Origin of the sequence: Stenotrophomonas sp. 3diitr2024 (genome assembly GCF_042136455.1) — a bacterium.
Classification (GTDB): Bacteria; Pseudomonadota; Gammaproteobacteria; order Xanthomonadales; family Xanthomonadaceae; genus Stenotrophomonas; species Stenotrophomonas sepilia.
This window is the reverse complement of record NZ_JBHHMJ010000223.1, coordinates 1-11315: the sequence shown is the minus strand read 5'-3', so window position 1 is coordinate 11315 and position 11315 is coordinate 1. Positions and strand designations below refer to the sequence as shown.

Genomic DNA, 11315 nt, shown 5'->3' with positions numbered 1-11315 from the left:
AGGCTGCCGGCCAGCGGCCGGCACTACCCTCGGTTACCCGAATTCGAACCCCATCTCCGGCAACGCCGGGCCGACAAAGTCGCCCTGCACGTAATCCACGCCGGCACTGAACAGCAGCGTCATCGAGTTGGCATCGCTGACGAATTCGGCGATGGTGCGGATGCCCGCTTCCTGAGCACGCGCAGTGATCTGGCTGATGCGGTCGATGTTCTCGCGGGTGGCAGCCAGGTCGCTGGTGAAGCCCCGGTCCAGCTTGAGGAACTGCGGCTGGAAGTGGGCCAGCAGCTGGAACGAGTCCAGCCCGGAACCGAACTGCTCCAGGCCGATGCGGCAGCCCAGTGGCGCCACTTCGGCAAGGAATTGCTGTGCACTGCGCAGGTGGGTGAACACCTTCGCTTCCGGTGCATGCAGCCACAGCCGTTCGCCGGGCACGCCCTGTGCCTGCAGTTCGCGGTGCAGGGTGGCGATCATCTGTGGGTCATCGAACGATTCCGGCGTGACCTTCACCAGCACCTGGGTGGCATGACCCGCACGTGCGCGTTCACCCAGCACCGCGATCGCCTGCGAGACTACCCAGCGGTTGATGTCGGCCAGCAGGCCGTGTTCCTCGGCGATGCCCAGGAACGCGGTCGGGCTCAGCAGCTCGCCATTGTTTTCCAGGCGCAGATAGGCTTCGTACAGCTCCAGTGGTTCGCCCTGCAGGTTCAGCACCGGCTGGTAGTGAAGCTGGAAACCGTCGCCGGCCAGCGCCTCGCGGATGCGCGCCACCCAGCGCTGCACACGCTCTTCCTCGACACGGTCGGCGGCAGCGGGGTCGAAGATGCGGCAGGTGTTACCCAGCTCGGCTGCAGCCTGGGTGCATTCGCTGGCGCGCGCCAACACCTGGCCGATGCTGGCGATCTTCTCACCGACCTGTACGCCACCGATGCTGACCGTCACCGTGGCCGAGCGTGCGCCGATGCTGAAGACGTGCGCGGCGTAGGCTTCTCGGATGCGCTCGGCCAGCGCCACGGTCTGTGCGTAGGGTCCGGCCTGCAGCACGGCGAAATTGTGTTCGCCGAAACGGGCCAGTTGCGCGTCCTCGCCAACCACTTCGGCCAGCAGGGCGGCGAGCGCGCCGATCAGGGTATCGGCCGAGGCCAGGCCGATATCCGGCAGCAGGCGCGCGTAGTGGTCCGGCTCGATCAGCAGCAGGCCGAACTGGCCCTCGCTGCGCCCGGCCTGGGCCACCGCGCTTTCCAGCTGCAGCATGAAGGTCGGGCGATTGAGCAGGCCGGTGACCTGGTCGCGCTGGCGCAGGTCCTCGACCTCGCGTGCCAGCTCGGGGTCGAACTCCATGCGGCGGCGGAGCACCACCTGCAGGCAGGACTCGCCTTCGTAGGTGGCCGCCGCAAATTCCATCGTCGCCGGGAACGCACTGCCGTCCTGGTGGCGCGCGTCGAGCTGGTACTGCGGCGGCGGCGCCTCGCCACGGCTGAGGCCCTTCAGCAGCTGCTTGAAGCCCTCCACGTGTTGGGCAGCGACCATGTCCAGCAGCGAAATGCCTTCGATGTCGTCGAATTGCTCGTAGCCGAACATCTCCAGATAGGCGTCGTTGGCGCGGATGTGCATGCCTTCATGCACGTAGGCGATGGGGTCGCGCGAGGAGGCGATCAGCGCGTCGCAGCGGCGCTCGGTCTCGCGCATCTGCGCCTCGATGCGGCGCAGGCCGCGGCGTGCCTGCAGGTCGACCCACTGGTCGCGGACCACGGCGAGCAGGTGCTCGGGGCGCTGGCGAAGGGCGAGGGCACGGATGCCATGGCTGCTGGCCTGCACCAGTTCGTCCTCGTCGATGCGCTCGGCCAGCAGCACCAGCGGGATGTCCTTGCCGCTGGCAGCGATGTGCTGGGCTGCCAGCTGCAGCGGAATGCCCTGCGACGGCGAGGCCAGCACCAGGTCGATGGCCTGGCTGGTCAGCACCTGGGCCAGCTCGGCCGCATCCTGTGGGCGCCACGGGCGTACCGCGATGCCGCTGTTGCGCAGGGTGCTGACGATGGCTTCGGCATTCTCGCCGCTGTCATCGACGATCAGCAGGCGGATGGTGATGTCGTTCGCGTTCTGCATGCACTGCTCCCCAATCTGCGAATCTAGATACACGATGCGCGGCGAACCGTCCATGCGCGTACCCCTTGCGCGCATGGAACGGCGAAGTGGTTCACACCACGCCGCCCGCTGCGTGGCCGCTGGCCCAGGCCCATTGGAAGTTGTAGCCGCCCAGCCAGCCGGTCACGTCCAGCACCTCGCCAACGAAGTGCAGGCCGGGGACGCGCTTGGATTCCATCGTTGAGGATGACACTTCGGCGGTGTCCACGCCGCCCAGGGTGACCTCGGCGGTGCGGTAGCCTTCGGTGCCGCTGGCCACCAGCGGGAATGCGCCCAGCAGCTGCGCAGCCTGGCGCAGCACCGGCTCGTCCAGCTGGCGCACGGGGCGGTCGGGCAGCCAGTGCTCGCACAGCCGCTGTGCCAGCCGCTTCGGCAGTACCTCGCCCAGCACCGTGCGCAGCTCGGCGGCGGGGCGGTCGCGCTTCATCTGGCGCAGCCACTCGCCGGCATCCTGGCCCGGCAACAGGTCCAGCTCCAGCGCATCGCCGGGCCGCCAGAACGAAGAGATCTGCAGGATGGCCGGACCGCTCACGCCACGGTGGGTCAGCAGCATGAAGTTCTGGAAGCTCTTGCCGTTGCAGCGCGCCTCGATCGGTAGCGCCACGCCGCTGAGGTCGGCCAACCGTTCCTGGTGCTTGCCGCTGAGGGTCAGCGGCACCAGCCCGGCGCGGGTCGGCAGCACCTGGTGGCCGAACTGGCGGGCCACTTCATAGCCAAAGCCGCTGGCCCCCATGCTGGGAATCGACAGGCCGCCGGTGGCAACCACCAGCGAGGCGCAATGGAACAGCCCGCGCGTGGTGTGCACGCGGAAACCATCGCTGCCGTGCTCGATGCGCTGCACGCTGCAGTCGGTACGGATCTGTACGCCGGCCGCCTGGCATTCGTCCACCAGCATTTTCACGATCTGCTTGGAGGAGACATCGCAGAACAACTGCCCCAGTTCCTTTTCGTGATAGGCGATGCCGTGCTTGTGCACCAGCTCGATGAAGTGCCAGGGCGTGTAGCGGGCCAGCGCCGACTTGCAGAAATGCGGGTTGGCCGACAGGAAGTTGGCCGGGGTGGTGCCGGTGTTGGTGAAGTTGCAGCGGCCACCGCCGGACATCAGGATCTTCTTGCCGACCTTGTTGGCATGGTCAATCACCTGCACCTGGCGGCCGCGCTGGCCGGCAGTGATCGCGGTCATCAGCCCGGCTGCGCCAGCGCCGATGACCACCACGTCACAACGGATCGTGCTCATGCCTTGGCGCGCTTGCGCCAGGTCGGGATCACGTCGAGCTGCATCTGATCGTTGAGCAGCTGCACTTCACCGTCCTGGATCAGCACGCTCCAGCGCATCGCGCGCTGGATCTGCTGGCCCCACAGCTCTACGAAGGCACCGTCGAGGTCGACCACCGAGAGGTTGTCGAAGCGCGCCAGGCCCTTGCCCTGCTTGCCCCACCAGATCTCCGAGGCGTTGCCGCCATAGTTGACCACCTGCACCTGGCGGCTGCGGTTGCTGGCCTTGCGGATGCGCGATTCGTCCGGATGGCCCAGGTCGATCCACTGCAGGATGTCGCCGGTGTAGTCGTGTTCCCACAGGTCGGGTTCGTCATCGGTGCTCAGGCCGCGGCCGAACTCCAGGCGGTCGCCGGCGTTCAGCGCGAAGGCGAGCAGGCGCACCATCAGGCGCTCGTCGGTCTCGGACGGATGCTGGGCCAGGGTCAGGTTGTGGGTCGCGTAGTAGCCGCGATCCATGTCGCTGATCTGCAGTTCGGCCTTGCGGATGGTGGCGGTAAGAGCCATGGGGGATCCGTGGACTAAAGAGGACAATGATAGAGGTTTGCTCCGGGGGTGTCCGTGGCTGGGCTGTCTGCATGCCGTCAACGGTGGCACTCTTGAGGTCTTTCCTGTGGCCGGAGTGGACGCCATGAGCCTGCCCAGCCGGTTGCAGCTGCCGCCCGGCCCCTGGGCCACCCTGCTGGATGGCCTGTGTGCACGTTTCCCGCGCATCGCGCCCGCGCAATGGCAGGATCGCTTCGCGCGTGGCCGTGTGCTGGATGCGCAGGGCAGGGCGCTCACTGCGGACATGCCCTGGCAGGTCGGGCGGGAGATCCAGTACTTCCGCGAGGTGGCCGACGAACCGGTGATTCCCTTTGTCGAGACCATCGTCCATCTGGATGCGCACCTGCTGGTGGCCGACAAGCCGCATTTCCTGCCGGTGACACCTGCGGGTGGGCATGTGCGCGAGACGCTGCTGGCGCGGCTGGTCGCCCGCACCGGCAATGCCGATCTGGTACCGCTGCACCGGCTGGATCGGCTGACGGCCGGGCTGGTGATGTTCTCGACCCAGCGAGCGTCGCGCGATGCTTACCAGCGCCTGTTCCGTGATCGGCTCATCGAGAAGACCTATGAGGCCCTGGCACCGGCGCTGCCGGGGCTGGCGTTTCCGTTGCAGCGGGACAGCCGGTTGGTGCCGGGCGAGCCGTTCTTCCGCATGTCCGAAGTGCCCGGTGAGCCCAATGCGCGCAGCCGGATCGAGCTGATCGAGGCCGAAGGGCCGATCTGGCGCTACCGGCTGCTACCGGAGACCGGCCGCAAGCATCAACTGCGCGTGCACATGGCCATGCTGGGGGCGCCGATCATGGGTGACGACCTGTACCCGCAGCTTCGGCAACGTCCGCCGAACGTCGCCGAGGCGCCGCTGCAGCTGCTGGCGCGGGCCCTGGCCTTCGACGACCCATTGAGCGGCGAACGACGGGCGTTCAGCAGCGGGCGCAGCCTGAGCCTTCCGGCTTAGCGCGGCGAGGCGCTAAACGGGCCGGGCGTCGCGCCAGCCAGCGGTCCAGCTCGGCGGCGAACAGCTGCCGGTCGCGGGGACCCAGGGGCGGCGGTCCGCCGGTCTGGACCCCGGCGCCGCGCAGTTCCTCCATGAAATTGCGCATCGACAGCCGCTCGGCCATGTTGTTCGGGGTGTACAGCTGGCCGCGCGGGTTCAGCGCCACGGCCTTCTTCTCCAGCACCAGCGCGGCCAGCGGGATGTCCTGGGTGACCACCAGGTCACCGGCGCCGACCCGCTCGACGATGGCACTGTCGGCCACATCCAGCCCCTGCGGTACCTGGATCGAGCGCAGCCAGCGCGACGGCGGGGTGCGGATCCACTGGTTGGCGACCAGGGTCAGCTCGATCCCGACCCGTTCGGCGGCCCGGAACAGGATGTCGCGAATGACGGTGGGGCAGGCGTCCGCGTCCACCCAGATGCGGGGAGACGCGTGTTCAGTGGGGATTTCAGCTTCAGTCATTTACCCAGTGTAGGGTAGGAAAAACCTGAATGGGGGCTCGGGGTTAGCCGCGATTGGCTGCCAACCCTTGTCACGCCTAGCGGGTGACGTGTTCCCATGAACGTCGGGACTATCGCTTTTTGCAGAAAACACGCGTATCGTGCGACCCACTGTGTTTGCTAGGGTCACCGTGAATCGTGGCCTGGTGCAGTTGATCTCACGATCCGCTCATCGATCCGCTTTACCAACGCCTGCAACTCAGTCTCGGCCCCGATACCCGGTGGCTGCGATTTTTTTCAACATGTGTTTCAGGAGTTAGTAAAATGTCTGAACGTCAGACCGGCACCGTCAAGTGGTTCAACGACGCCAAGGGCTTCGGCTTCATCACCCCGGAAAGCGGCCCGGACCTGTTCGTGCACTTCCGCGCGATCCAGGGCACCGGCTTCAAGACCCTGCAGGAAGGCCAGAAGGTTACCTTCATCGCCGTCCAGGGTCAGAAGGGTATGCAGGCTGACCAGGTGCAGGCGGTCTAATCCGTCTGCTACCGTTGGGTAGCCAGAACGCCGGAGGCGAGAGCTTCCGGCGTTTTTTTATTGCCCGCTGTTTTTTGTAGAGTCGAGCCACGCTCGACTGTTCTCAAGGACAGTGGAGCAGGGCTCGACTCTACAAAGGGCATGCAGCCGGCGCGGTAGGATGGCGGCCTTCCCAAGGATCGTCCCCATGCGCATCGTTCATCACCTGGAAAACTCCCGTTCCCTGCGCGTGCTGTGGATGCTGGAGGAGTTGGGGCTGGACTACGAACTGCGCCGCTATCCGCGCGATCCGAAGACGCTGCTGGCGCCGCCGGAACTGCGCAACGTGCATCCGCTCGGCAAGTCGCCGGTGCTGCAGGATGGCGAGCTGGTACTGGCCGAGTCCGGGGCGATCCTCGACTATCTCGCTGACCGTTACGACGCGCAGCGCCAGCTGTCGCCGTCACCGATGCCGGCCGACGGCACCGAACGCATCGCGTACCGCTACTGGCTGCACTATGCCGAAGGCTCGGCGATGCCGCCGCTGCTGCTGACCCTGGTGATGGGCCGCATCCGTAATGCGCCCATGCCATTCTTCGCACGCCCGATTGCACGCAGCATTGCCGACAAGGCCGAGCGGGGCTTCGTTGGGCCGCAGCGGCGCCTGCACCTGGACTGGATGGAGCGCCGCCTGGCCGAAAGCCCATGGTTTGCCGGCGAGCGCTTCAGTGCGGCCGACATCCAGATGAGCTTCCCGATCCAGGCTGCTGCCGCGCGCGGTGGCGGTCTCGACGGCAAGCCGGCACTGCGTGGCTTCCTCAAGCGCATCAGCGAGCGGCCTGCTTACCAGCGCGCCGAGGCCCACGGTGGCCATCTGCAGGCGCTCAGCGGCAATTGAGGTCGGCGGCGGTCGCCCCCACCTCCAGAGTCATGGATACCGACAGCCCCCGTTTCGACAACCGCCTGCTGCATGCCCTGCCGGGTGACCCCGAATCCGGCCCGCGTCGCCGTGAAGTGCTGGGCGCGGCCTGGTCGCCGGTGATGCCGACGCCGGTGGTGGCGCCCACGTTGCTGGCGTGGTCGCCTGAGGTTGCCACGATGCTCGGCTTCGATGCTGCCGAGATCGAGAGCGAAGGCTTCGCCGATGTATTCGGCGGCAACGCGCTGTACGCCGGCATGCAGCCATGGGCCGCCAATTACGGTGGCCATCAGTTCGGCCATTGGGCCGGCCAGCTCGGCGATGGGCGTGCGATCTCACTGGGCGAGCTGGTGGCACCCGATGGCCGCCACTGGGAGCTGCAGCTGAAGGGGGCCGGGCCGACGCCTTACTCGCGCGGTGCCGATGGACGGGCAGTGCTGCGCTCGTCGATCCGCGAGTTCCTGTGCAGCGAAGCGATGCACCACCTGGGCGTGCCGACCACGCGCGCGTTGTCGCTGGTCGGCACCGGCGAAGAGGTGGTGCGTGACATGTTCTATGACGGCCACCCGCGTGCCGAGCCTGGCGCCATCGTGTGCCGGGTGTCGCCGTCGTTCCTGCGCTTTGGTTCCTTCGAACTGCCGGCGTCGCGGGGTGAAACCGCCCTGCTGCAGCAGCTGGTCGATGCCTGCATCGCGCGCGACTTCCCCGAGCTTGAAGGGCAGGGCGAGGCCCTGTACGGCGACTGGTTCGCGCAGATCGCGGTGCGCACTGCCGAGATGATCGCGCACTGGATGCGTGTCGGCTTCGTGCACGGCGTGATGAACACCGACAACCTGTCCGTGCTCGGTCTCACACTGGATTACGGCCCCTATGGCTGGGTCGAGGATTTCGATCCGGACTGGACACCGAACACCACCGACGCCCAGGGGCGCCGCTACCGCTTCGGCACCCAGCCGCAGGTGGCGTACTGGAACCTGAGCCGATTGGCCCAGGCGCTGTCGCCGCTGTTCGCCGATGTCGCACCGCTGCAGGCGGGCCTGGCGGCCTTCCAGTCCACCTTCGTGGCCTGCACGCGTCGCGATGCCGCGGCAAAGCTGGGGCTGGCCGCGGCCGACGATGACGACCTGCAGCTCTACCAGCGCTGGCAGCAGCTGATGCAGGAGGGTGCCATGGACATGACCCTGGCCTGGCGCGCACTGATGCGCATCGACCCGTCGGCAGCGGACGCTACGGTTCTGGACGCGGTGTACTACGACGAGGCGCGGCGACAGGCAGTGCAGGCACCGTTGCAGCACTGGCTGCAGGACTACGCGGAGCGCCTGCGCAGCGATCCGCTGCCGGCCAGCGAACGCGTGGCGAAGATGACGGCGGCCAACCCGCTGTACGTGCTGCGCAACTGGTTGGCGCAGGAAGCGATCGACCGCGCAGAGCAGGGTGACCTCGGCGGTGTGCATGCGCTGCAGGACGTGCTGCGCGACCCATACACCGAACGCCCGGGGCTTGAACACTTCGCCGGCAAGCGCCCGGCGTGGGCCGACAACCGCGCCGGCTGCTCGATGCTGTCCTGCAGTTCCTGAGGGTGGGTTTCGGCAGGGCTGCGCCCTGCACCCGCAGAGGCCAGGTCAACAGCCAGAGCAAAAGCTGGATTCCGTGGTTTGGCGGGGCGGTGTCGGAGTGCGGGGACGCTGCAAGTACGTCCGTGTAGGCTTGGCAGCCGCATCCATGCGGCTGACACCCCGCACTCCGACACCGCCCCACCTCCGACAGATTCCGGCGGCTGTTGGTAGGTGTCGACCTTGGTCGACACGGTAGATCCAGGCCATGCGTGGATGCTCTTCATTCAATTCTCGAAATATTCGATTTCGATGGAGATTCATCCGCGCATGGCGTGGATCCACGACAGATCGCAGGACTCTGTCGAAGGCGGGGTGGGTCCGGTTGCGGGGGCGTGAGCCGCATGGGCCCGAGGCACGCCTCGGGCGGGTTGGGCAGGACGCCCAACCCCGGTCTTGCCGTGTGCGCAGGACAGCGCACACGAGCAAGCGGCGACCGAGCTTACATGGGTGAGGGCGCTTTGCTTGCGACGCACTGCTTCGCAAGCGCCCGAACGCACAGCCGCCAGCGGCTGGGCCGGGCCCCGGAGGGGTACTTGCAGCGGCCCCCGCCACCGGACCCACCCCGCCATCTCACAGAATGCACGCTGTTGCTGTTGCCGTGGAGGTTGCCGGCCAGCGGCCGGCACTACCGCAGGTGCCGGGCGCAGCCCGGCCGAACACCCCCAACAGGCAGCCGGCGCCCGGAACGGGTACCCTATGCCGCCATCAGATAGCCAATGTGACATGACCGACGCCATCGTCGCTCCGCAGTGGGCCTCCCGCCTGCGCGACATCGCCGACTTCCCCAAGCCCGGCATCCTGTTCAAGGACATCATGCCGCTGCTCGCCCACGGCGAGGACTTCCGCGGCGCGATCACCGCGATGGCCGACCGTTGGCGCGACCAGAAGCTGGACGCGGTGGTCGGCATCGAATCGCGTGGTTTCATCCTCGGCGCCGCGATGGCGCTGGAGCTGGGCGTCGGCTTCGTGCCGGTGCGCAAGCCGGGCAAGCTGCCGGGCCAGGTGCTGCGCGAGGAGTACACGCTGGAGTACCGCAGCGACTGCATCGAAGTGCACGCCGACGCGCTGCCGGGCGGTGCCCGTGTCGCGATCATCGATGACGTGCTGGCCACCGGCGGCACGCTGGTCGCTGCGTTGTCGCTGGTGCGCCGCCTGGGTGTTGAAGTGGTCGGCGCCGGTGTACTGGTCGAGCTCGATGGCCTGGGCGGCCGGGCCCGCTGGGAGGCGGGCTTGCCACTGCACACCGAACTGGTGTTCTGATCGAAGGGTGAATGCCAACCAAGGTTGGCATCTACCAGAGCGAAGAGCCGGGAGCCGGTCGTTGCCAACCGTGGTTGGCAACGCGGCTTCAATCACATCATCCGCACGCGGAAGCGACGGCCCTTGATCTTGCCGGCTTCCAGCCTGGCGACGGCCTTGTTGGCCTGTTCACGCGCGATCGCCACGTAGGAGCGGGTCGGGAAGATCGCGATCTTGCCGATGAACTTGCTCGACAGGCCGGCATCGCCGGTCAGTGCGCCGAGGATGTCGCCCGGGCGCAGCTTGTCGGTCTTGCCGCCGTCAATCCGCAGGGTGCGCATCGCCGCCTGCGGCAACTCGGCCGGGCGCGAGGTCGCCAGTGGCGTCTTCTGCCAGTCCAGTGGCTGACCCAGCTGTGCTTCGATGGCTTCGGCGCGGGTCTTCTCGCGGCCGGCCACCAGGCTGATCGCCAGGCCGCTGGCACCGGCGCGACCGGTACGGCCCACGCGGTGCTGGTAGCTCTCCACGTCGGTCGGCAGTTCGTAGTTGATCACCGCCGCCAGCTCTTCCACGTCCAGTCCGCGCGCGGCGACGTCGCTGGCGACCAGCACGTTGCAGCTGCGGTTGGCCAGCCGCAACAGCACTTCCTCACGGTCGCGCTGCTCCATGTCGCCGTGCAGGGCGAGTGCGGAGAAGCCGAACTGCTGCAGCGAGTTGGCCACTTCGTCCACGTCCTTGCGGGTGTTGCAGAACACCACCGCCGATTCCGGCGCGTACTTCAGCAGCAGGCCGGCCAGCGCCTTCTGGCGATGCGCCGGTTCCACCTCGCAGAACAGGTGGCGGATGGCCGGTGCCTGGTCGGCACCTTCCACGGTCACCTCCACCGCGTCGCGCAGCAGGTCACGCGCCATGGCGCGGATGCTGTCGGGGAAGGTGGCGGAGAACAGCAGGCTCTGGCGATCCCTGTGGGTGCGGCCGGCGATCTCGCGGATCGGCTCCTCGAAGCCCATGTCGAGCATGCGGTCGGCCTCGTCCAGCACCAGCGTGCGCACCGCGCCAAGATTCAGCGCGCGCTTGCGTGCCAGCTCCTGCACGCGGCCGGGCGTACCCACCACCACGTGCGGGTCGTGGCCTTCCAGCGAGGCCAGCTGCGGGCCCAGCGGCACGCCGCCTACCAGCAGCAACAGCTTCAGGTTGGGAATGCCGGTGGCCAGCTTGCGGATCTGCTTGCCGACCTGGTCGGCGAGTTCGCGGGTCGGGCACAGGACCAGCGCCTGCACGCGGATCAGGCTGGGGTCGACGGCCTGCAACAGGCCCAGTCCGAAGGCGGCGGTCTTGCCGCTGCCGGTCGGCGCCTGTGCGATCACATCGTGGCCATCGAGGATGGCCGGCAGGCTCTGCGCCTGCACGGGGGTGAGGGTGGTGTAGCCGAGGGCGTCCAGGCCGGGCTGCAGGGCCGGGCTCAGCGGCAGGGTCGAGAAGTCAGTCATGGCGCATTGTACCTGCCTGCGCGGCAGCGCCCGTCCTGGGCCGCCATCCACGCATGGCGTGGATCTACGGGTGGGTGCCGACCGTTGGTCGCCACGCCCTGCTCAGCCCAGCACCGCCAACACACCCTGGTGGATCGCCA

10 protein-coding genes are annotated in these 11315 nt (G+C 67.6%); 5 read left to right on the top strand and 5 right to left on the bottom strand.

Features of this window, described 5'->3' with window-relative positions; translation table 11 throughout:
* Positions 1-33: 33 nt before the first annotated feature.
* The 3 genes from ABGA94_RS05120 to ABGA94_RS05110 all read right to left on the bottom strand — a co-directional run bounded on the left by ABGA94_RS05120 (position 34) and on the right by ABGA94_RS05110 (position 3924).
* Positions 34-2103, bottom strand: coding sequence for an EAL domain-containing protein (locus tag ABGA94_RS05120; protein ID WP_005416205.1), 2070 nt, complete (start codon positions 2101-2103; stop codon positions 34-36).
* A 91-nt stretch (positions 2104-2194) separates the two neighbouring features.
* Positions 2195-3379, bottom strand: coding sequence for an NAD(P)/FAD-dependent oxidoreductase (locus tag ABGA94_RS05115; protein ID WP_375366567.1), 1185 nt, complete (start codon positions 3377-3379; stop codon positions 2195-2197).
* The gene (locus ABGA94_RS05110) at positions 3376-3924 is read right to left on the bottom strand and encodes a YaeQ family protein (protein WP_005416207.1); all 549 of its coding nucleotides are present in this window, start codon (positions 3922-3924) and stop codon (positions 3376-3378) included. Before ABGA94_RS05110 ends, ABGA94_RS05115 begins: the two co-directional genes overlap by 4 nt.
* A 124-nt stretch (positions 3925-4048) precedes the next feature.
* Between ABGA94_RS05110 and ABGA94_RS05105 the strand changes: the two genes are divergently transcribed.
* On the top strand, positions 4049-4918 hold the full coding sequence (locus ABGA94_RS05105; RefSeq protein ID WP_188239058.1) for a pseudouridine synthase: 870 nt from the start codon (positions 4049-4051) through the stop codon (positions 4916-4918).
* On the opposite strand, the gene ABGA94_RS05100 is transcribed toward ABGA94_RS05105, so the two are convergent.
* The gene (locus tag ABGA94_RS05100; RefSeq protein ID WP_375366564.1) at positions 4884-5420 is read right to left on the bottom strand and encodes a YaiI/YqxD family protein; all 537 of its coding nucleotides are present in this window, start codon (positions 5418-5420) and stop codon (positions 4884-4886) included. The genes ABGA94_RS05105 and ABGA94_RS05100 overlap by 35 nt on opposite strands.
* A 302-nt stretch (positions 5421-5722) precedes the next feature.
* Here ABGA94_RS05100 and ABGA94_RS05095 point away from each other — a divergent pair, with 302 nt between their 5' ends.
* The 4 genes from ABGA94_RS05095 to ABGA94_RS05080 all read left to right on the top strand — a co-directional run bounded on the left by ABGA94_RS05095 (position 5723) and on the right by ABGA94_RS05080 (position 9706).
* A complete protein-coding gene (locus ABGA94_RS05095) occupies positions 5723-5932 on the top strand; it encodes a cold-shock protein (RefSeq protein ID WP_005416210.1) in 210 nt (69 codons plus the stop codon).
* A gap of 187 nt (positions 5933-6119) precedes the next feature.
* On the top strand, positions 6120-6809 hold the full coding sequence (locus ABGA94_RS05090; protein ID WP_005416211.1) for a glutathione S-transferase family protein: 690 nt from the start codon (positions 6120-6122) through the stop codon (positions 6807-6809).
* A gap of 32 nt (positions 6810-6841) precedes the next feature.
* Positions 6842-8407 carry a YdiU family protein gene (locus tag ABGA94_RS05085; protein ID WP_235649960.1) on the top strand — a complete coding sequence of 522 codons (1566 nt, stop codon included), beginning with the start codon at positions 6842-6844 and terminating at the stop codon, positions 8405-8407.
* 762 nt (positions 8408-9169) lie between these two features.
* Positions 9170-9706: an adenine phosphoribosyltransferase gene (locus tag ABGA94_RS05080; RefSeq protein ID WP_005416213.1), complete on the top strand. Its 537-nt coding sequence runs from the start codon at positions 9170-9172 to the stop codon at positions 9704-9706.
* A gap of 92 nt (positions 9707-9798) precedes the next feature.
* On the opposite strand, the gene dbpA is transcribed toward ABGA94_RS05080, so the two are convergent.
* Complete coding sequence (dbpA, locus tag ABGA94_RS05075) at positions 9799-11175, bottom strand: ATP-dependent RNA helicase DbpA (RefSeq protein ID WP_053501266.1); 1377 nt, start codon at positions 11173-11175, stop codon at positions 9799-9801.
* Positions 11176-11315: the final 140 nt, after the last annotated feature.

What these genes read in the sequence shown, in the direction of transcription:
- ABGA94_RS05095 (WP_005416210.1), top strand. Translation starts at nt 5,723, where the DNA reads ATGTCTGAACGTCAGACCGGCACCGTCAAGTGGTTCAACGACGCCAAG.
- ABGA94_RS05105 (WP_188239058.1), top strand. Translation starts at nt 4,049, where the DNA reads ATGAGCCTGCCCAGCCGGTTGCAGCTGCCGCCCGGCCCCTGGGCCACC.
- ABGA94_RS05110 (WP_005416207.1), bottom strand. Translation starts at nt 3,924, where the DNA reads ATGGCTCTTACCGCCACCATCCGCAAGGCCGAACTGCAGATCAGCGAC.
- ABGA94_RS05090 (WP_005416211.1), top strand. Translation starts at nt 6,120, where the DNA reads ATGCGCATCGTTCATCACCTGGAAAACTCCCGTTCCCTGCGCGTGCTG.
- dbpA (WP_053501266.1), bottom strand. Translation starts at nt 11,175, where the DNA reads ATGACTGACTTCTCGACCCTGCCGCTGAGCCCGGCCCTGCAGCCCGGC.
- ABGA94_RS05100 (WP_375366564.1), bottom strand. Translation starts at nt 5,420, where the DNA reads ATGACTGAAGCTGAAATCCCCACTGAACACGCGTCTCCCCGCATCTGG.
- ABGA94_RS05120 (WP_005416205.1), bottom strand. Translation starts at nt 2,103, where the DNA reads ATGCAGAACGCGAACGACATCACCATCCGCCTGCTGATCGTCGATGAC.
- ABGA94_RS05080 (WP_005416213.1), top strand. Translation starts at nt 9,170, where the DNA reads ATGACCGACGCCATCGTCGCTCCGCAGTGGGCCTCCCGCCTGCGCGAC.
- ABGA94_RS05115 (WP_375366567.1), bottom strand. Translation starts at nt 3,379, where the DNA reads ATGAGCACGATCCGTTGTGACGTGGTGGTCATCGGCGCTGGCGCAGCC.
- ABGA94_RS05085 (WP_235649960.1), top strand. Translation starts at nt 6,842, where the DNA reads ATGGATACCGACAGCCCCCGTTTCGACAACCGCCTGCTGCATGCCCTG.